The sequence below is a fragment of the Micromonospora orduensis genome (assembly GCF_006228125.1).
GTDB lineage: Bacteria > Actinomycetota > Actinomycetes > Mycobacteriales > Micromonosporaceae > Micromonospora > Micromonospora orduensis.
Genome location: NZ_VDFY01000221.1, coordinates 1 through 20,141 on the forward strand (window position 1 = coordinate 1; position 20,141 = coordinate 20,141).

Annotated in this window: 14 protein-coding genes; 11 read left to right on the top strand and 3 right to left on the bottom strand. The window is 72.5% G+C overall.

The features are described from left to right. Positions 1–110 precede the first annotated feature (110 nt). Complete coding sequence (locus FHG89_RS25145; protein ID WP_139586885.1) at positions 111–1,268, top strand: FAD-dependent oxidoreductase; 1,158 nt, start codon at positions 111–113, stop codon at positions 1,266–1,268. Here the strand turns inward: FHG89_RS25145 and FHG89_RS25150 are convergent. Further along, the gene (locus tag FHG89_RS25150; RefSeq protein WP_139586886.1) at positions 1,265–2,473 is read right to left on the bottom strand and encodes an MFS transporter; all 1,209 of its coding nucleotides are present in this window, start codon (positions 2,471–2,473) and stop codon (positions 1,265–1,267) included. The two genes, FHG89_RS25145 and FHG89_RS25150, sit on opposite strands and share 4 nt — an antisense overlap. Positions 2,474–2,593: 120 nt before the next feature. Here FHG89_RS25150 and FHG89_RS25155 point away from each other — a divergent pair, with 120 nt between their 5' ends. From FHG89_RS25155 to FHG89_RS25175, 5 genes are all read left to right on the top strand, one after another. Continuing rightward, on the top strand, positions 2,594–4,381 hold the full coding sequence (locus FHG89_RS25155; protein WP_139586887.1) for an HSP90 family protein: 1,788 nt from the start codon (positions 2,594–2,596) through the stop codon (positions 4,379–4,381). A 2-nt stretch (positions 4,382–4,383) separates the two neighbouring features. Beyond that, positions 4,384–7,248, top strand: coding sequence for a hypothetical protein (locus FHG89_RS25160; RefSeq protein WP_139586888.1), 2,865 nt, complete (start codon positions 4,384–4,386; stop codon positions 7,246–7,248). 83 nt (positions 7,249–7,331) lie between these two features. After that, positions 7,332–7,931 (top strand): TetR/AcrR family transcriptional regulator, encoded by a 600-nt coding sequence (locus FHG89_RS25165; protein WP_139586889.1) that lies wholly within the window; start codon positions 7,332–7,334, stop codon positions 7,929–7,931. A 72-nt stretch (positions 7,932–8,003) separates the two neighbouring features. Continuing rightward, positions 8,004–9,341: an acetyl-CoA carboxylase biotin carboxylase subunit gene (locus FHG89_RS25170; RefSeq protein ID WP_139586890.1), complete on the top strand. Its 1,338-nt coding sequence runs from the start codon at positions 8,004–8,006 to the stop codon at positions 9,339–9,341. 230 nt (positions 9,342–9,571) lie between these two features. Continuing rightward, positions 9,572–10,483, top strand: a complete 912-nt coding sequence (locus FHG89_RS25175; protein WP_425280217.1) for a hydroxymethylglutaryl-CoA lyase — start codon at positions 9,572–9,574, stop codon at positions 10,481–10,483. A gap of 78 nt (positions 10,484–10,561) precedes the next feature. Here the strand turns inward: FHG89_RS25175 and FHG89_RS25180 are convergent, their stop codons facing one another. Then, entirely contained in the window at positions 10,562–11,134 is a 573-nt protein-coding gene (locus FHG89_RS25180) for a snapalysin family zinc-dependent metalloprotease (RefSeq protein WP_139586892.1), read from the bottom strand. Positions 11,135–11,295: 161 nt separating this feature from the next. On the opposite strand from FHG89_RS25180, the gene FHG89_RS25185 reads away from it, so the two are divergent. From FHG89_RS25185 to FHG89_RS25195, 3 genes are all read left to right on the top strand, one after another. Next, entirely contained in the window at positions 11,296–12,828 is a 1,533-nt protein-coding gene (locus tag FHG89_RS25185) for an acyl-CoA carboxylase subunit beta (RefSeq protein ID WP_139586893.1), read from the top strand. A gap of 77 nt (positions 12,829–12,905) precedes the next feature. Continuing rightward, positions 12,906–14,054 carry an acyl-CoA dehydrogenase family protein gene (locus FHG89_RS25190; RefSeq protein WP_139586894.1) on the top strand — a complete coding sequence of 383 codons (1,149 nt, stop codon included), beginning with the start codon at positions 12,906–12,908 and terminating at the stop codon, positions 14,052–14,054. Between the two features lie 168 nt (positions 14,055–14,222). Further along, a complete protein-coding gene (locus FHG89_RS25195; protein WP_139586895.1) occupies positions 14,223–16,895 on the top strand; it encodes an ATP-binding protein in 2,673 nt (890 codons plus the stop codon). A 251-nt stretch (positions 16,896–17,146) separates the two neighbouring features. On the opposite strand, the gene FHG89_RS25200 is transcribed toward FHG89_RS25195, so the two are convergent. Continuing rightward, a complete protein-coding gene (locus FHG89_RS25200) occupies positions 17,147–17,662 on the bottom strand; it encodes a MarR family winged helix-turn-helix transcriptional regulator (protein WP_139586896.1) in 516 nt (171 codons plus the stop codon). A gap of 99 nt (positions 17,663–17,761) precedes the next feature. On the opposite strand from FHG89_RS25200, the gene FHG89_RS25205 reads away from it, so the two are divergent. Continuing rightward, positions 17,762–18,343: a YceI family protein gene (locus FHG89_RS25205; protein WP_139586897.1), complete on the top strand. Its 582-nt coding sequence runs from the start codon at positions 17,762–17,764 to the stop codon at positions 18,341–18,343. 285 nt (positions 18,344–18,628) lie between these two features. Next, the gene (locus FHG89_RS25210; protein WP_139586898.1) at positions 18,629–20,107 is read left to right on the top strand and encodes a glutamate-cysteine ligase family protein; all 1,479 of its coding nucleotides are present in this window, start codon (positions 18,629–18,631) and stop codon (positions 20,105–20,107) included. Positions 20,108–20,141: the final 34 nt, after the last annotated feature.

Sequence of the window (20,141 nt, forward strand, 5' to 3'; positions counted from 1 at the left end):
GTCATGTCAACGACCGTATGCCAACGCCTGTTGACACGCAATAAGCGTGCTTCTAGTGTCGCCAACAGATGTTGCCAACATGTGTTGGCAACGGCGTTCCGGAGGTGGCCATGCGGCCCACGAGTACCGACGTCCTGGTGGTGGGGGCAGGCCCCACCGGCCTCGCCACCGCGCTGACGCTCGCCCGACGCGGGGCCGAGGTGACAGTCCTCGACCAGGTCGCCGCTCCACCGGTGACCTCCCGCGCGGCGGTCGTGCACGCGTACACCCTGGAGGTGCTGGACCGGATCGGCGCCGCGGCGCCGCTTGTCGCCCAGGGGGTGCGGGCGCCGCGCTTCACGGTCCGCGACCGGGACCGGATGCTGCTGGCGGTCCCGTTCCACGAGTTGCCGTCCCGCTTTCCCTACGCGCTGCTGGTCTCCCAGGCGGTGACCGAGAAGGTCCTCACCGACCAGTTGGCCGACCTGGGCGTGCGGGTGCGGCGGCCGTGCCGGCTGACCGGCCTGAGTCACACCGCAGACGGGGTACGCGCGCAGGTCGACGGCGCCGAGCTGCGCGCCCGGTACGTGGTCGGCGCGGACGGCCTGCACAGCACCGTCCGGCAGGCGGCCGGCATCGGCTTCACCGGCCCGAGCGACGAGGAGTCCTTCGTGCTCGCCGACGTACGCGTGCAGAGCGTGCTGCCCCGCGACGAGGCGGCGCTGTTCCTCGCCCGCCCCGGGCCACTGGTCTGGGCGCCGCTGCCGGACGGCGTGGTCCGGATCGTCGCCGCGGTGCCGGCGGCACCCGCCGAACCGGATGCGGCGTACCTCCAGGCGCTGCTCGACGAACGCGGCCCGAGACGGCGGCCGGACCGGGTGACCGAGGTGCTGTGGGGCTCCCGGTTCCGGGTGCGGCACCGCATCGCCGACACCTTCCGCGCCGGTCCGGTGCTGCTCGCCGGGGACGCCGGGCACGTGCACAGCCCCGCCGGCGGTCAGGGCATGAACCTGGGGATCTGCGACGCGGTGACCCTCGGTACGGCCCTGGCCGACGTGCTGGACGGCGGACCGGAGACGGCGCTGGACGGGTACGACGCCCGGCAGCGCCCGATGGCCGAGGACGTGCTGAGCTTCGCCGCCGGGCTGACCAGGCTGGCCACCACCTCCCCGGCCCGCCGGCCGGCCCGTGACGTGCTGCTCCGGCTGCTCGGCGGTGTGCCACCGGTCCGGCGGCGGATCGCACTACGCCTGTCCGGGCTGTCCCACCGGGAACCGACCCCGGGCTAGGCGAAGCCCTGCCGCAGGGTCCGCCACGCCGCCACGGTGACCAGCGCGAACGTGGCGGCAGCGGCGACCGTCACCGGCGCCGTCCCGTACGCGGCGGCGACCAGCCCGGCGAGCGCCGCGCCGACCGGAGCGGTGAGCAGACCCACCATCCGCTGGGCCGCACCCACCCGACCCAGCAGCCCCGCCGGCACGTGCCGCTGCCCGTACGACGCCCACAGGCTGTTCCACACCACCGTCCCGGCGGCGAAGACGGCAAGCGCGAACCCGCCCGGCACCGGATGCCGGGCCAGCGCGAACCCGCTCAACGCCACGGTCTGCGCGGCGAGCACCGCGCACAGCGCCGGCACCGTGCCGAGCCGGGCGGCGAGCCGACCCGCGCCGAGCGCCCCGGCCAGGCCGCCGACGATCGCCGACGCGGCGAACAGTCCGTACCCGGCCGGCGGCACCCGCAGCACGTCCAACGCGTACAGCACCAGCACCGCCAGGAGACCGCTGATCGCCAGGTTGCTCCCGGCCGCGAGCACTGTGACCCGCCACAGTGTCCGGTGGCCGCGCAGCCACCGCACCCCCTCGACGATCTCGCCCCACACCGACCCGCGCGGCGCGGCGGCTCCGATGGTCGGGTCGGCCACGGGCGCCGGGGCGAGGGCCAGCACCAGTACGGCGGCCACCGCGAAGGTGGCGGCGTCCAGGGCGAACGGCAGGGCCGGTGCGGCGGCGAAGAGGACACCAGCGGCGGGCGCGCCGAGGAAACCGCCGGCCACCGCCGTACCCGCCTGGAGCCGGCCGTTCGCCCGGGGCAGCGCGGCCGGCGGCACCAGCGCGGGAAGCACCGCGAACGACGCGGAGTCGAAGAGCGTGCCCAGCGTCGCCAGGAGGAACGCCGCCACCAGCAGCGCCACGATGCCGGCCCGGTCGACGGCGACAGCCACCGCCAACGCCGCGACCACCCCGGCGCGGATCCCGTCCACCAGGGCCATCGTCCGCCGACGGTCCCAACGGTCGGCGTACACACCGCCGAGCAGGCCGAAGAGCAGCGGCGGCACCTGCGCGACCACGGTGACCGCGGCGATGACCCGGGGATCGCGGGTCACCGCCGCCGCCAGCAGGGCCAGAGCCGGCGTACGAAGCGCGTCTCCGAACCGCGACGACACGGCGGCGCACCACAGCAGCCGGAAGTCCCGGCCGAGCACGGAAGCTGTCATGCCGGAGACCGTGCGGGTTCGACCGGGTCGAGGGTCAAGCCGCCGCGAACGGGGGACGCGCCCGTCGGTGATCATCGGTACGGTGGGCGCCGGTATTCGGGACCGGGGGAGAAAACAGGCGTGGACCACACCTTCCAGGTCGACCTCCGTGGCGTGGTCGACCTGCTCAGTCACCACCTCTACGGCAGCCCGCGGGTCTACGTCCGCGAGCTGTTGCAGAACGCGGTCGACGCGATCACCGCGCGGCGCTCGGTCGAGCCGGACGCGCCCGCCCTGGTCCGCATCGAAACCCCGGACCTCACCGGCGACGGCACGTTGCGGGTACACGACACAGGCATCGGCCTCACCGAGGCGCAGGTACACGAACTGCTGGCCACCATCGGCCGCAGCTCCAAGCGGGACGAGCTGGGCTTCTCCCGCCACGAGTTCCTCGGCCAGTTCGGCATCGGTCTGCTCTCCTGCTTCCTGGTCGCCGACGAGATCCAGGTGCTCACCCGCAACGGCGAACACCCCACGGTCCGCTGGACCGGGTACGCCGACGGCAGGTACGCCGTGAGCGTCACACCGCCGGAGGCCGCCCGCGCCGAACCGGGCACCACAGTCACGCTGGTGCCCCGCCGCGACGCCGACCAGTGGTTCACCACCCCGACGGTCACCGACCTGGCCCGACTCTTCGGTTCGCTGCTGCCGGTCACCGTGCGGGTCGGTGACGTGGTCACCACCACCGGCGAGCCGCCGTGGCCCACCACGCCGGGGACGCCTGTCGACCGGGCGGCGCTCGTCGCGTACGCCCGGGAGACGCTCGGCGTCGACCCGTTCGACGTGCTGCCGTTGACCGTCGCGGAGGCCGGGCTGACCGGTGTCGCCGTCATCCTGCCCACCCCGGTGAACCCGGCGGCCCGCGCGGGACACCGGGTCTACCTCAAGCGGATGCTGCTCACCGAGCACGCCGACGGGCTGCTGCCGGACTGGGCGTTCTTCGCCCACTGCGTGGTGGACGCCACCGAACTGCGCCCCACCGCCAGCCGCGAGGCCCTCTACGAGGACACCCTGCTGGCCGCGACCCGCGAGGCGCTCGGCGACCAGGTACGCGGCTGGCTGGTCCGGCTGGCCCGGCACGACCCGCGCCGGCTGGCCGAGTTCCTCCAGGTGCACCACCTCGGCGTGAAGGCGCTGGCGCTGCACGACGACGAGATGCTGCGGCTGGTCGACAGGTGGTGGCCGATGGACACCAACGTCGGCACGCTCACCCTCGCCGAGTTCCGGGAACGCCACGGCGTCCTCCGCTACGCGGCGAGCCTCGACGAGTTCCGCCAGCTCGCCGCCGTGGCCGCCGCGCAGGACCTGGCGGTGGTCAACGCCGGCTACACGTACGACACCGAGCTGATCGAGCGGCTGCCGGCGGTGGACCGCTCGGTGCTTATCGAACGGTTGGAGCCGAGCGACCTCACGACCCGCTTCGAGGGCCTCGACCCGCAGGTGGAGCTGGCGCTGCGACCGTTCCTCAGCGCGGCGCAACGGGCCGTCGAACGGTCCGGCTGCGAGGTGGTGATCCGCGCGTACGACCCGGTGTCACTGCCCGCCCTCTACCTGGTGAGCCGGTCGGCGGCGTTCAACGACCAGCTCGCGGCCAGCCGGGACCGGGCCGACGAGCTGTGGGGCGGGGTCCTCGACGCGCTCGCCGCCACCGCCCCACCGGACCGCCCGCAACTGGTGCTCAACCACCGCAACCCGCTGGTCCGCCGGGTCACCATGCTGGCCGACCCGGAGTTGGTGGGGCTCGCCATCGAGGCGCTGTACGGGCAGGCGCTGCTGCTCGGTCACCATCCGATCCGCGCGGCCGACGCGGCGCTGCTGAACGATTCCTTCCTCGGCCTGCTCGGCCGGGCCGTGCCGGGACGGGAGTGAGCATGAGCGACGAGGATCTGTGGCGGGTGCTGCGCGGCATCACCGACATGCCGTACGGGGCAGGGCAGATCGCCGCCCTGGAACAGCTGCTGCGCCGGGTGGACGCCGCCGACGACAGGCACCTGGCCTTCGTCACCCGGATGCAGTCCACTGTGGGCTACATCTACGGCGGGGAGCCGGCTAAGTCCTTCGTGACCTTCTCCTGGTGCCTGTCCGAGTTCGACCGCGACCCGCAGCCCTACCACCAGCGTCACCTGCACAACCTGCTCTGGCACTTCAAGTACATGATCAACGGGCTGCTGAACTTCCCTGAGGTGCCGCTCGACCGCACGTACGCCGTGCTCGACGACATGGAACGCCGCTACCGGGCCGGTGGACACAGCCTGCAGACCGTCCACAAGCACCGGTTCCGGGTCGCCGACCACGTGGGTGACGCCGACGCGGCCGCGCACTGGTACCGGCTCTGGCAGACCACGCCGCGCGACGACCTCTCCGACTGCGCCGGCTGTGATCCGACCAGCCAGGTGGGCTACCTCGCCGACAGCGGGCGGGACGCGGAGGCGGTGGCACTGGCCGAGCCGGTGCTCGCCGGCCGTCTCAGCTGCAACGAGCAGCCGCAGTCGATCCTCACGGCCCTGCTCCTGCCGTACCTGCGGATCGGGCGGGACGAGTCGGCGCGGGACGCGCACCGGGAGGCGTACCGCCGGCTGCGCGGCAACCTCGCCAACCTGTGGGACATCGGGGACCATGTCGAGTTCTGCACGATGACCGGCAACGAGGCGCGTGCGGTGGAACTGGTCGAACGGCACCTGGACTGGCTGGACCGGGCACCGTCACCGGCCGCCGCCATGCACTTCGCGGCGACGGCCGCCGCCGCGTTGCGCCAGGCCGGCCAGAGCGGCGCGGTGACCGTGTACCGCCGGGCCGCCGAGGGCCGCCCCGCCGGCGAGGTGGACGCACTCGTGCTCGCCGACGAGTTGACGCGGACCGCGACCGGGCTGGCGGCACGCTTCGACTCCCGCAACGGCACCACCCACCAGTCGGAGTGGATCGCCCGCCGGCTCGCCGTGCGGCCGAGCGGCCAGCACCTGCCGCTGTCCGCGAGCGTCCGCCGGCGCGCACCGCGTCCGACCGGGCAGGAGCCGTCCGCGGTGCGGGCCGGTGCGCAGCGGCAGGCCGAGGCGCCCGTGGTGACCGTGCCCGCCGACGCCGGCCCGGACGAGCTGCTGGATCTCGCCGAGCAGAGTTGGGGTCGACACGACCCGGCCACGTTCCGGGCGGCGCTGGCCGCCTACGACGAGCGGTTCGGCTCCGAGGACCTGCCCCCGCGTACGGCCGCCCATCGGCTGGCGATGCGGGCTGCCGAGCGCGGCGACGAGGACGACGTCCCGGGTGCGATCGAGATGAACCGTGCGGCACTGGAGCTGTACCGCAAGGTGGGTGATGAGGTGACCGCCGAGGTGGTCGCCGGGCGGCTCGGAGTGCTGCTGACCCGGTCCGACGACGACGCCGACGAGGGGTTGGCGTTGGTCCGGGAGGCCGCCGAGGCGCTGGACCGGGACGGCGACGCCCGGCAGCGGGCCGCCGCCCACGACCGGGTGGCGTTGGCGCTGCTGCACCGGGAACGCTGGGCGGAGGCGCTCGCGGCGCTCGACCGGGTGCCCGCCGACGCCGGCGGCGATCCACATCTGGCGGCCCGGATCGCGATGCACCGCGCGCACCTGCTGGAACAGTCCGAGCGGGTCGAGGAGGCGCGCGCCGCCGCCGCCGATGCCCGCCGGATCGGCCGTGAACTGGGCGTCGGCGAACTGGTCACGGCGGCCTGCCTGACGTACGCCCGCACGGTGGACGATCCCGCCGACGCGGTGGCCGCCTGCGACGAGGCCCTGCGGGTGGCGCCGGTGGACGCGGAGTTGCCGGTACGCGTCGCCCGTGCCCGCGCGCTGCTCTCCGCCGGCCGGGCCCCCGAGGCGGTGGACGAGTTCGTCGAGGCGGTGACGCTCTGCGTGGAGCGGGGCGCCGAGGGGGACTCATTCCTGCGCTGGGAGTTGGCGAACGCGTACCGGATGGTGGGTCGGCTCGCCGAGGCCGCCGAGGTCGCCGAGGAGGCCGTGCTCGGTCTCGACCGGATGGGCGCCCAGGCCGAGGCGGACCGGTGCCGGCACCTGCTGGCCGGCGTGTACGCCGGGCTCGGCGAGATCGACCCGGCGCTGGCCCTGCTGGAGCAGTTGGCCGCCAACCTGGACGGTCCGGACAACCTCCCGTACCGGGCGCAGGTGCTGGAGGAGGCCGGCGGCATCCTGTACGACGCGGACCGGGACGCCGCCGGCGCCGAACGGTTCGCGGCGGCGGCCACGGCGTACCGGCTCGGCGGCCTGCCGCTGGACGAGCTACGGGCGCGCCGGCGGGAGGCGTACGCCTGGTTCTGGGCCGACGACCGGCCGGCGGCGATCCGTGCCGTCGAGCAGGTGGACGGGTTGGCGCCCACGCTGGCCGGGCAGCCGGAACCACCGGTGACGTACGAGCTGGCGATGGCCGCCGAGGCGGGTGCGCGGGTGCTGACGGCCGAGGGTCGACCGGACGAGGCGCTGGCCCGGCTCGTCGGGGTGCCGGACCGGTTGCGGTCGATCGAGGCGTTCGGGGAGGCGGCCCAGGTGGAGATTCTCGCCGGTGAGCTGCTGCTGCGACTGGACCGGCCGGCCGAGGCGGAACCGCTCCTGCGGCGTGTCCTCGGTGGGCTCCCGGCCGACTCGCGGCCGGTCCGCCAGACGGCGTGGCTGCTGGCTCGCGCCCTGGATCTGCTGGACCGGCCCGACGAGGCGGCCGCCCTGCGGACGGAGCACGACCTCGACCCGGACGACGACTGAGCGGGCCGGCCCGCGCCGAGGTGTGCGCGACCCCTCGCTGACCGGCGCCCCACCGTGGTCGGCGCGCGGTCTACGCTTGCCCGGTGACGGTGGAGCAGCAGGCACGGGGGGCGGCGGGCGCGGGCCGGCGCCGCTCCCGCAAGGACGAGATCCTGGAGATCGCGGTCGGTCTGTTCGCCGCCCGTGGCTACCACGGCGTGTCGATGGACGACATCGGCGCGGCCGCCGGGGTCACCGGTCCGGCGCTCTACCACCACTTCGCCGGCAAGGAGGCGATGCTGGCCGCCGCGCTGATTCCGGTCAGCGAGGGGCTGCTGGCCGGCGGGCGGGAACGCTCCGCCGGGCATCCGGACGACCCGCGTGGGGCACTGGAGTCGCTGATCGACTTCCACGTCGAGTTCGCGCTGGCCAACCCGGCGGTCATCGCACTGCACCTGCACGAGTTGGACCGCCTGCCGGAGGAGCCACGGCGGCGGATCCGCCGTCTGCAACGGATGTACGTCGAGGAGTGGGTGACGGTGCTCACCGCGCTGCACCCGGGTATGCCCGACGGTGAGGCGCGGGTGCTTGCCCACGCCGCGTTCGGCCTGATGAACTCGACGCCGTTCCTCGGTGGTGAGGTGGACCGGCGACGCCGTGCCGAGTTGCTGCGCGGCGCCACCCTGGCCGCGCTGCTCGCCTGAGTCGACTCGTCACCGGCGTACCGGTCATGGTTTCCTGACTCCGTCCCAACATCCGGACGCCGGGAGGAAATCATGATCGAGTCACTGCTGGTCGCCAATCGGGGCGAGATCGCCCGCCGGATCATCCGTACCGCCAGGCGACTCGGCATCCGCGCGATCGCGGTGTACTCGGAGGCGGACGCCGACCTGCCGTTCGTCGCCGAGGCGGACGAGGCGGTCCTCATCGGCCCTCCGAACCCGGCGCTGAGCTACCGCAACACCGAGGCGATCCTCGCCGCCGCGAAGTCGACAGGCGCCCAGGCCATCCACCCTGGGTACGGCTTCCTGTCGGAGAACGCCGAGTTCGCCCGTACCGTCGAGTCGAGCGGCCTGATCTGGGTCGGGCCCGGCGCGGACGCGATCACCGCGATGGGCGACAAGATCAACGCCCGGAACCTGATGGCGGCGGCCGGCGTCCCGGTCGCGCCAGGGACCACCGACCCGGCCGCCGACCTGGACGCGGCGGTGGAGGCCGCTGGCGGGATCGGCTACCCGGTGATGGTCAAGGCGGCCGCCGGTGGCGGCGGCATGGGCATGGGCGTCGCCGTCGACGAGGCCGCGCTGCGCACCGAGTACGACAAGGTGCGCGCGTTCGCCGAGCGGATGTTCGGCGACGGGTCGGTGCTGATCGAGCGGTACTTCCCCCGGGTGCGCCATGTCGAGGTGCAGATCCTCGGGCTGGCCGACGGCCGGGTGGTGGCGCTCGGCGAGCGGGAGTGCTCGGTGCAGCGCCGCAACCAGAAGCTGGTCGAGGAGTCGCCGTCCCCGGCGGTCTCGCCGGAGCTGCGGGCGCGTTTCCTCGCGGCGGCGGTACGCGCCGGCGAGGCGGTCGGCTACCGCAACGCGGGCACGGTGGAGTGCCTGCTCGACCCCTCCACGAACGAGTTCTTCTTCCTGGAGATGAACACGCGGTTGCAGGTGGAGCATCCGGTGACCGAGTACGTCTACGGCATCGACCTGGTCGAGGAGCAGTTGCGGGTGGCGTCCGGGTTGGCGCCGACCTTCGACCCGGACGCGTTGACCCCGCGTGGGCACGCCATCGAGATGCGGATCAACGCCGAGGACCCGAAGCGTTTCCTGCCCGGCCCCGGCGTGGTGAAGACCTGGGTGGAGCCCACGGGTGAGGGCGTCCGGGTGGACTCCGGCTACACCGAGGGCAACACGGTCACCCCGTTCTACGACAGCCTGCTGGCCAAGCTGATCGTCAGTGGCGCGACCCGCGACGAGGTGCTGGAACGCGCGAAGGCCGCGGTCGCCGCGTTCCAGATCGAGGGCCCGAAGAACAACGTTCCCTTCTTCACCGAGCTGCTGGAGAACGAGGAGTTCCGCTCCGGTGCCTACGACACCGGCATCGTCTCCCGCATGCGCTGACCGGCCAGGTCGTCGGCCGCGCCGCCAGGCGGCCGCGCCGCCGAGCCCCCGGCGGCCCGGGACTGGTACTCGCACCCTTTGCTCTGCTTACCTGGAGGCGACAGCGGTTGTCCGGATACCGGATGGTGGCCGTTGCGTATAGGTAAGCAGAGCAAAGCGGCCGACATGCCGACCCGACCCGACCCGACCCGACCCGACCCGACGTCACAGCGAGGTGACCGATGAGCCATTTGCCAGATTCCGTCTCGATTCGTGAGGTCGGGCCGCGGGACGGGTTGCAGAACGAGGAGCCGATCCCGACCGACGCCAAGGTGCGGCTGCTCGACGCGCTCTCCGGCACCGGCGTACGCCGGATCGAGGCCGTGTCGTTCGTGCACCCCAGGGCGATCCCGCAGATGGCCGACGCCGACGAGGTGTGGCAGCGGGCCCGCAAGGCCGACGGGGTGCGGTACTCGGCGCTGGTGCCGAACACCCGAGGTGCCCAGCGGGCGCTGGCCGCGGGGTTCACCGAGATCGAGGTGGTGGTCTCGGCCAGCGACACGCACAACCGGCGCAACGTCAACCGGTCGACCGACGAGTCGCTGGACGACATCGCCGAGCTGATCGACCTGCTGCACGGCGAGTCCGCACGGGTCGAGGTGATCGTCGCTACCAGCTTCGGCTGCCCCTACGAGGGGGACGTCGACCCCGCCCGGGTGGCCGGCATCGTCGACCGGGTGGTCCGCGACGGCGCGGACCGGGTGGCGTTCGGCGACACCACGGGCATGGCGACGCCGCGCCGGGTCCGCGAGCTGGTGACCGCGGTACGCGACCGCAACGCGCACGTGCCGGTGCTGCTGCACTTCCACAACACCAGGGGTACGGCGCTGGCCAACCTGCTGACCGCGCTGGAGCTGGGAGTGACCGAGTTCGACGCCAGCGTGGGCGGCCTGGGTGGCTGCCCGTACGCGCCCGGCGCGAGCGGCAACCTGGCCACCGAGGAGGCCGTGCACATGCTGCACGACATGGGCATCGACACCGGGATCGACCTGGCGGCCCTCATCGAGGCGGCGGAGCTGGCCGAGGAACTGCTCGGCAAGAAGCTCCCGTCGGGCGTGCTGCGGGCCGGGCCTCGCACCCGGCTGACGCCGATGCCGAGCTGACCGTTCGGTGACGCGATCCGTTCGGTGACGCGACGGAGGGGCCGGACTGGTGCCGGCCCCTCCCGCGTACCAGGTCGGTCAGCTCACCGGGGCGAGCGCGGCCGGCCAGCTGTCCCGGAAGATGTCCGCGCTGCGGTCGGTGCTGCGCTCGGTGGCGCTGAAGGTACCGGCGAAGAGGCTGCTCACCCGGTTCGCCTCGGCGCTGCTCGGGTACGGGTTGGTGCAGCTCGTGCCGGCGCTGCCGCCGGACATCAGGATCGCGCAGTTGCCGTTGTAGTTGTCCGGCAGGCCGAGGATGTGCCCGATCTCGTGGGTCATGATCCGCAGCGGGCTGTACTGCGCCGCCTGCTGGGTGTCGATGTAGACCCGGCCGTTGCCGAGGCTGGTCCGCACGGCGTACGAGCCGCCGCCGGTGATCTGGTAGATCCGCAGGTTGGAGCCGCAGTTCGCGGTAAGCGTCAGGTTCGTGGTGGCGTTGTTCCAGATGGAGGCGGCCTGGTTGGCGGTGCCGGCGTAGGCGCCTGCCTGGCTGGTGTTGTAGCAGATGGTCATGGCGGCGGACGCGGGCGACGGGTTGGCGACCGTGACACCGAGGGTGGCGAGTGCCGTCGCGAGCATCGCGACCGCGAGCCGATTGAGTCGTGAGGTCATCGCTGACTCCTATCCGGGAGGGGGTGCCAGGAGCCTATCCACAGAGATTAATAGATTTCAATGTTTCGTTCGAAGAAGCGTCGGTCGGTCGCGGGTCGCCGGGGGGTGCGCGAATGCGATAGCCTAACGATCGTTCAGGTCAGTACGGCGAGGGAGTCGGCGTGACGCTCGACGGTGAGGCGCTGGAGCAACTGCGCAAGCGGGCCCGGTCCGGCGGCGCGGACAAGTACCACGCGGCCAACGCGGCCAAGGGCAAGCTGTTCGCCCGCGAACGCGTCGCGCTCCTGGTCGACGAGGGTTCGTTCGTCGAGGACGGCCTCTACGCCAACGCGCTCGCCGACGGGCTGCCCGCCGACGGCGTGGTCACCGGCACCGCCACCATCGACGGGCGGCAGGTCTGCCTGATGGCCAACGACTCCACCGTGAAGGCCGGCAGCTGGGGCGCCCGCACCGTCGAGAAGATCATCCGGATCATCGAGCGGGCGTACGGCGCCGGCGTGCCGATGGTCTACCTGGTCGACTCGGCCGGCGCACGGATCACCGACCAGGTCGACCTCTTCCCCGGCCGACGCGGCGCCGGCAAGATCTTCTGGAACCAGGTCCGCGCCTCCGGCTCCATCCCACAGGTGTGCGCGCTGTTCGGCCCGAGTGCCGCCGGTGGGGCGTACATTCCGGCGTTCTGCGACGTGGTCGCGATGGTCGACGGCAACGCCAGCATGTACCTCGGCTCCGACCGGATGGTCGAGATGGTCACCGGGGAGAAGACCACCCTGGAGGCGATGGGTGGCGCGAAGGTGCACACCGCCGAGTCCGGCGTCGGGCACTTCCTCTGCAAGACCGAGGCCGACGCGCTCGATGTGGTCAAGACCTACCTGTCGTACCTGCCGGCGAACTGGACGCAGGCGCCGCCGGCCGCGCCGGCGGTCGCCGCGCCCGCGAAGGCCGACCTGGCCGCGCTCGTGCCGGCCAGCGAGCGGCAGGCGTTCGACATGCGGCGGTACGTCAAGGGCCTGCTCGACGAGGGTTCGTTCTTCGAGATCCAGGCGCTGTGGGCCAAGGAGCTGACCATCGGCTTCGGCCGTCTCGACGGCCAGGTCGTCGGTGTGCTCGGCAACAACTCGATGTTCAAGGGCGGCGTGCTCTTCGTCGACTCCGCCGACAAGGCGACCCGGTTCGTGCAGCTCTGCGACGCGTTCAACGTGCCACTGCTCTTCCTCAGCGACGTACCCGGCTTCATGGTCGGCAGCGCGGTGGAGAAGCAGGGCATCATCCGGCACGGCGCCAAGATGATCACCGCGATCTCCGAGGCGACCGTCCCGAAGATCTGCGTGGTGGTCCGCAAGGCGTACGGCGCCGGCCTCTACGCGATGGCCGGCCCCGGGTTCGAACCGGACGCGACCATCGCGCTGCCCAGCGCGAAGATCGCGGTGATGGGGGCCGAGGCCGCCGTGAACGCGGTCTACGCCAACAAGATCGCGGCGATCGGGGACGAGGCCGAGCGGGCCGCCTTCGTAGCCGCCAAGCGGGCCGAGTACGAGCAGGACATCGACGTCGTCCGGCTGGCCAGCGAGCTGGTGGTCGACGCCATCGTCGAGCCCCACGACCTGCGCGGCGAGCTGGTCCGCCGGTTCGCCGCCGCGCGTACCAAGGATCGGCACTTCTCCCGGCGCCGGCACGGCGTCACCCCGGTCTGACCCGACCACCAGTCCCGCACCGCCACCGTCCCGGCGTCACAAGCGCCCGACGGCACCGTCCCTAACAGGAGGATGAGATGGACTTCCGGCTCACCGACGACCAAGCGGCGCTGCGGGAGAGCGTGCGGGACTTCGCGCGCGAGGTGATCGCGCCGGTCATCGCCGAGCACTACGAGCAGCACACCTTCCCGTACGAGGTGATCCGGCAGATGGGCAAGATGGGCCTGTTCGGCCTGCCCTTCGACGAGGAGCACGGCGGCATGGGTGGCGACTACTTCGCGCTCTGCCTGGCCCTGGAGGAGCTGGCCCGGGTCGACTCCAGCGTGGCGATCACCCTCGAGGCGGCGGTCTCGCTGGGCGCGATGCCGATCTACCGGTTCGGCACCGAGGAGCAGAAGGCCACCTGGCTGCCGAAGCTGCTCAGCGGCGAGGCGCTGGCCGGCTTCGGGCTCACCGAGCCGGGCACCGGCTCGGACGCGGCCGGCACCCAGACGCGGGCGGTGCTGGACGGCGACGAGTGGGTGATCAACGGGTCGAAGGCGTTCATCACCAACTCGGGGACCGACATCACGGCCATGGTCACCGTCACCGCGGTCACCGGTACGAACCCGGACGGCTCGAAGGAGCTGTCGACGATCATCGTGCCCACCGGAACGCCCGGCTTCACCGTGGCGCCCGGCTACTCCAAGGTGGGCTGGACGGCCTCGGACACCCACGAGCTGATCTTCGACGACTGCCGGGTGCCGGCGGCCAACCTGCTTGGCAAGCGGGGTCGTGGGTTCGCCCAGTTCCTGCGGATCCTCGACGAGGGTCGGATCGCCATCGCCGCGCTGGCCGTCGGTCTTGCCCAGGGCTGCGTCGACGAGTCGATCAAGTACGCGAAGGAGCGGCACGCCTTCGGCCGGCCGATCGGCGCCAACCAGGCGATCCAGTTCAAGATCGCCGACATGGAGCTGAAGGCGCACACCGCACGGCTGGCCTACTACGACGCCGCCGCCCGGATGCTGGCCGGCGAGCCGTTCAAGCGGCAGGCCGCCATCGCCAAACTCCACGCCAGCACCATCGCGGTGGACAACGCCCGGGAAGCCACCCAGATCCACGGCGGCTACGGCTTCATGAACGAGTACCCGGTCGCCCGCTTCTGGCGGGACTCCAAGATCCTGGAGATCGGTGAGGGCACCAGCGAGGTGCAGCGCATGATCATCGCGCGCGACCTCGGCCTCTGAGCGGACCGACCGGGCCGGACGTCGGCCCCCGGACGGCGTCAGCCGGGACGGCTCCGTCGGCCGACCCCGGCGGGACTGCCCGTTCGGCTGTCGGGTTTCGGCGAGTGGCCGTCGGCAGCCCGACGTTCGACTGCCGATGGTCGGAGTCGATCCGTACTCTTCCTGCCCATGACTCCGGATCATGACGGGTCACGGGGCCCGTCCGGTCGTACCGGCCTGTCGGAACTGCTCCGCGCCCACCGTCGGGCCGCCGGCCTGACCCAGGCCGAACTCGCGGCCCGGGCCGGCGTGGGCGTACGGACGGTGCGTGACCTGGAGCGTGGTCGGTCCGTCCGGCCGCAGCGCACCACCGTCGGCCTGCTCGCCGAGGCGTTGCACCTGACCGGCGCGACCCGGGCGGCGTTCATGGCCGCCGCCCGCGGCCCCGCCAGGGGCGAGCCCGCCCCGCCGGACGAGCCCTCGACGCCGCCGTCGGACACCCCGTCGTCCGCCCGGCCCGCCGGGCCGGATCCGCCGGTCGCCCTTCCGCCGCCGGTGGCGCTGATCGGTCGGGACCGGGACGTCACCGAGTTGGCCGGCTTGTTGACCACCGAGCCGGGTCCCCGGCTGGTGAGCCTGGTCGGGCTGACCGGTGTCGGCAAGACGGCGTTGGCGCTGTCCGTGGCGCACGCGGCCGCCGGGGCGTACCCGGGTGGCGTGGCCGGGGTGCTGATCGGCGAGGGCTCGGACGGCCCGGACGTGCTCGCCGCCTCGATGGGGGTTCTCGGTGCGGCCCGGCTGCCGGAACTCGCCGCGCAACTCTCCGGGCGGCCGGCGCTGCTGGTGATGGACGCGGTCGAGCGCGCGCCCGGCCCGGTGGCCGAGACGCTGCACCGGCTGATCGGCGTGCTGCCCTCCCTGCGGGTGCTGGTCACCGGCCGGCACCCCGTCGGGCTGCCCGGCGAGCGGGTCTGGCCGGTCGCGCCGCTCGACGTACCGCCGCCGGACGCCGACGAGGCCGGGCCGGCCACGCTCGGGTCGTGGCCGGCGGTGGCGCTGTTCACCGCCCGGCTCGCCCAGGTCCGGCGGGAGCCGCCCACCTCCGACGAGTTGCCGGCGCTGGCCGCCCTGGTCCGCCGGTTGGGCGGACTGCCGCTGGCCATCGAGTTGATGGCTGCCCGGGGTCGGCTCCTCAACCTCACCGAACTGCTCGACCGGTACGGCGACCGGGTCCTCGACCTGGCCACCCCCGCGGACCCGCCGGCCCATCCGGGCTGGGACGGACCCGAGGCGGCGAGCGGTCGGCCGAGTGGCGTCGACATCACCCGCACGGCGGTGGCGGGCACCCTGCGGGACGCGGTGGCGACCAGCTACCGGTTGCTCGCTCCGGACGAACGGGCGGCGCTGCGGCGGCTCGCCATGTTCGGCAACCGGTGGTCGGTCGAGCAGGCCGAGGAGATGCTCGCCGACGAGGCTGACCGGGACGGCACCGTCGCGATCGATCCCCTCCCGGTGCTGCACCGGCTCGTCGAGTTGGGCCTGCTCAGCGTGCGGGGCACCGGTTCGTTCCGGTTCCGTCTGCTGGACGCGGTCCGTGACTTCGCCGTCGAGCAGGCGGCCGGGGCCGGCGAGTTGAGCTGTCTGCGACGCCGGCACGCCGAGGTGGTCGCCCGCCTGGTGGCGCGTACGGCCACCGACCTGGCCGGCCCTCGGCTGCCCGACGCGATACACCGGCTGGACGAGGTGAGCAGTGACATCAGCTCGGCGCTGTCCCACGCGGCGGCCGACGATCCGCTGACCGCGCTCGGCCTGGCGGCCAGCCTTACCCGGTGGTGGCGGTTCCGTGGGCGGGACGTCGCCGGTCGTCAGTGGTTGCGGAGGCTGCTGGCGGACCCGCGGACCGCCGACGCCGATCCCGTCCTGCGAGCCTGGGCGACCCTGGGGGTGGCCCGGCTCGCCGCCGAGCAGGGCGCTGGTGCCGACGAGCTGCCGACCGCGCGGACCGCGTTGGAGATGTTCCGGCAGGCGGGTGACGTGACCGGGGAGTTGGAGGCGCGCACGGTGCTCGGCGCGCTGCTGATCACTGTCGGAGGGCACGACGAGGCCCGTGAGCAGGCCGAGGCGGCGCTGCGGCTGGCGGCCCGCCACGGGCGGACGCGGGATCTGGCGGTGGCTCAGAACAGTCTCGCCTGGCACGAGATCCGGGTGGGTGACCTGGCGGCCGCGCGCCGACGGCTGGCCGCCGTGGACCGGCTCGCCGCCGAGGGTGGTGAGCAGCGGTTGCGGGTGCTGGCCTGGGCGAACCGGGCCGAGGTCGCCCGCCTGGAGGGCCGGTACGCCGACGCCGTGGACCAGGGGCGGCGCGCGGCGACGGCGGTGTCCGAGTTGGGTGATCCGGGGCATCGCCGCCGGGTGCTCGGCACTGTCGGTCTGGCGCTCGCCCAGGACGGCCGCGCCGTGGAGGCGACCGAGGTGCTCGCCGAGTTGCGTGCGGGGGTCGCCGAGGCGGTGGGCGTACCGGCGCCGCGGGTGCCCGGCCCGCCACGGCGGCGTTCGGACGACACAGTGCTCTCCTGGGGCGGCCCGGAGGTGGGGATCTGCGCGTTGATCGAGGGGAATCTGGCGCTGCACCGGGGTGAGCGCGAGCTGGCAGCTGAGTGGTTCGCCGCCGCCGCCGATGCCGGTCACGATCGGCGGGACGTGGTGGAGGCGCTGGTGGGGCTGGCGGCGAGTACCGGAGACCCGGCGGTCCTGGACCGGCTCGACCGGGCCTGCCGGGAGACCGGCATCCGCCTGTTGCCGCAGGAGTCGGGGCTGCTCTACGCGTTGACTGCCACTCGGGGTGGGTCGGCGATCCGCTAGGGCGGGCGGTGCCGCGACGGGGTGGGCGGAGTGGCGCGGGCGAAAAGCCCCCTTTGTGCTACCCCTCGCTGTTCGCCCGCGCCGTCACCCCCCGGTGGATCCCCGGTGGTCGAAGCCTGCCACCGCACCCCGTGCGGAAGGCGCATTTCGTGCCCGTTTGTCCGGGCAGCAAGGTCAGTTCTGCCGGTCTTTCTGCCGGTGGGTGTCGGCGTTTCCGGACCAATCTCCCGGGTGCCAAGGGCTGTCGCCGATCAGGGTCGGGGCGTGCCTCCGGCGGCGGTCTCCTGCTCCGGGGCGACATCGGTGCTGCCGGCGGTGGCGCACGGATGCACGGCGTCACGGACCCGACGCAGGCCGTCGAGGAGCGCGTCCAGGGCCTGCGGGTCGAGCTGACCGGTGAACCACTGCTCGATCATCTGCAGGTGCCCCGGCAGCGTCTCGTCCAGTTGCTGCATGCCCTTCGGGGTGACCACGGCGTACGAGCTGCGGCGGTCGTTCGGGCACGCCCTGCGGGTGAGCAGACCGTCGCGTTCCATCCGGTCCACCACCCTGGTCACCCCACTGGTGGACAGCGAGGTCTGCGCGGCGAGGTCGGTCATCCTGAGCTGGTTGCCCGGCGAGCGGGCCAGTCGGGTGATGACCTCGAACTCGACCGCGGAGAAGCCGTGCTCCTCCAGTTGTGCGGTGAACCGGGCCGACAGCCCGGCGTGCACCTCGAAGAGCAGGCCGACGGCGGTGATCCGGGGATCGTCGAAGACGTTGGTCACCCGTTCATCCTACCAGTACTTGACACGGGGAATGTTGTTGCAGTTATAGTTGCTGCAGCAGTCGTTGGGCTACTAAACAATCTCCTGGAGGACAGCAGCATGACCAGCAGCACCGATGCGGTTACCCGCGACTGGGACGGCCTCACCATCCCGGCGGCCGGCACCTACGTGCTCGACGCCGCCCACAAGCGGGTCGGCTTCGTCGCCCGCCACATGATGGTGAGCAAGGTCCGCGGTGAGTTCAACGAGGCGACCGCCACCATCACCATCGCCGAGGACCCGCTGCAGTCGTCGGTCGTCGCGACCATCCAGGGCGCCAGCATCGACACCACCCAGGGCGACCGGGACGCGCACCTGCGCAGCGCCGAGTTCCTCGACGTCGAGAAGTACCCGACGCTCGAGTTCCGCAGCACCGGGGTCAAGTCCCGCAGCGGCAACGAGTTCGTACTCACCGGTGACCTGACCATCAAGGACGTCACCCGTCCGGTGGAGCTCCAGGTCGAGTTCGAGGGCGTCGGCCGCAGCCCGTTCGGCCAGGACATCTTCGGCTTCTCCGCGACCACCGAGATCGACCGCGAGGAGTTCGGCCTGACCTGGAACGTCACCCTGGAGACCGGTGGCGTGCTGGTCGGCAAGAAGATCAAGATCGAGATCGAGGGCGAGGCCGTCCGCCAGGCCTGATCCTCGGATCACCGGCACGCTCCGGGCCCGCGTCGCACGTCGACGCGGGCCCGCCGTCGTCTCCCTCCGTCGGTGTGAATTGTCACGAGTTGTTCGCGCCGCCACCGGATGGGTCACCCCGCAGACGGGGTACAGGTGGCGGCACGAACGCGCTCGCTGCGGACGGCGTCGGATCACCGGCAACGGCCTCTGGCCCCGCCCAGGCGAGCGCTCTTAACGTGGATGGTTCACAATGCGCTTTCCGGGACGGCAGAATCCCGACCGCGCCGTCCGTCGGGAGGACACATGGGCAGGGACGTCTCGCAGGGCGCCTTCACCCGAGAGGACCGCGTCCGCTACCGGCACAAGGTCCGGCGATGCCTGGACGTCTTCGCCCTGATGCTTGACGACTTCGGCTTCGACGCCGACCGGCCGATGACCGGCCTGGAGATCGAACTCAACCTCGTCGACTCGGCCGCCGAGCCCGCGATGCGCAACGAGGAGATCCTCGCCGACATCGCCGACCCGCTCTTCCAGACCGAGCTGGGGCAGTTCAACCTGGAACTCAACGCCGAACCCCGACTGATCGAGGGCACCGGCTTCGCCGACTACGAGGACGACCTGCGCAGCAGTCTCGCCCGCGCCGACGAACGCGCGGCCCGGTCCGACGCGAAGATCGTCCTGGTCGGCATCCTCCCCACCCTCACCGAGGGGCACCTGGTCGAGGACAACCTGTCCACCAACGAGCGCTACCGGGTGCTCAACGACCAGATCGTCGGCGCCCGCGGCGAGGACATCGAGCTGGACATCCGCGGCGTCGAACAGCTCCGTACGCACACCGACTCGATCGCCCCCGAGGCCGCCTGCACCAGCCTCCAGTTCCACCTCCAGGTCGCGCCGGACAGCTTCGCCGACTACTGGAACGCCTCCCAGGCCATCGCCGGGGTTCAGGTGGCCGTCGGGGCCAACTCTCCCTTCCTGTACGGCCGTCAACTCTGGGCCGAGACCCGGATCGCCCTGTTCGAACAGGCCACCGACACCCGCCCGGACGAGCTCAAGGCCCAGGGGGTACGCCCCCGGGTGTGGTTCGGTGAACGGTGGATCACCTCGATCTTCGACCTGTTCGAGGAGAACGTCCGCTACTTCCCGCCGCTCCTGCCGATCTGCGAGGATGAGGACCCGGTGGAGGTGCTGCACGCCGGCGGTGTGCCCCAGCTCGGTGAGCTGCGGCTGCACAACGGCACGGTCTATCGGTGGAACCGCCCGGTCTACGACATCATGAACGGCCGCCCGCACCTGCGGGTGGAGAATCGCGTGCTGCCGGCCGGCCCGACGGTGGTGGACATGCTGGCGAACGCGGCCTTCTACTTCGGCCTGGCCCGTGGTCTCGCCGAGTCGGACCGGCCGATCTGGAGTCAGCTCACCTTCAGCTCCGCCGAGGAGAACTTCCACGCCGCCGCCCGGCGCGGCCTGGAGGCCGTACTGCACTGGCCCCAGCTCGGCGACGTGCCGGTCACCAAGCTCGTGCTGGACGAGCTGCTGCCCACCGCCGCCGCGGGACTGGACGGATTCGGGGTCACCGCAGCGCAGCGGGACCGGCTGCTCGGCATCATCGAGCAGCGTTGCCGTACCGGCCGCAACGGCGCGGTCTGGCAGACGGAGACGGTCTGGGCAGCCGAGCGGCACCAGGGCATGGACCGGGCGGCGGCGCTGCACCACATGGTCCAGCGCTACGCGGAACTCCAACGCACCAACGAACCGGTGCACACCTGGCCGCTCCCGTAACCCCCCGGACGCGGCGGGCGGGTCAGTCGGTCAA

Coding starts and splice junctions, on each gene's coding strand:
- FHG89_RS25145 (WP_139586885.1), top strand. CDS start 111: ATGCGGCCCACGAGTACCGACGTCCTGGTGGTGGGGGCAGGCCCCACC.
- FHG89_RS25150 (WP_139586886.1), bottom strand. CDS start 2,473: ATGACAGCTTCCGTGCTCGGCCGGGACTTCCGGCTGCTGTGGTGCGCC.
- FHG89_RS25160 (WP_139586888.1), top strand. CDS start 4,384: ATGAGCGACGAGGATCTGTGGCGGGTGCTGCGCGGCATCACCGACATG.
- FHG89_RS25170 (WP_139586890.1), top strand. CDS start 8,004: ATGATCGAGTCACTGCTGGTCGCCAATCGGGGCGAGATCGCCCGCCGG.
- FHG89_RS25180 (WP_139586892.1), bottom strand. CDS start 11,134: ATGACCTCACGACTCAATCGGCTCGCGGTCGCGATGCTCGCGACGGCA.
- FHG89_RS25190 (WP_139586894.1), top strand. CDS start 12,906: ATGGACTTCCGGCTCACCGACGACCAAGCGGCGCTGCGGGAGAGCGTG.
- FHG89_RS25195 (WP_139586895.1), top strand. CDS start 14,223: ATGACTCCGGATCATGACGGGTCACGGGGCCCGTCCGGTCGTACCGGC.
- FHG89_RS25205 (WP_139586897.1), top strand. CDS start 17,762: ATGACCAGCAGCACCGATGCGGTTACCCGCGACTGGGACGGCCTCACC.
- FHG89_RS25210 (WP_139586898.1), top strand. CDS start 18,629: ATGGGCAGGGACGTCTCGCAGGGCGCCTTCACCCGAGAGGACCGCGTC.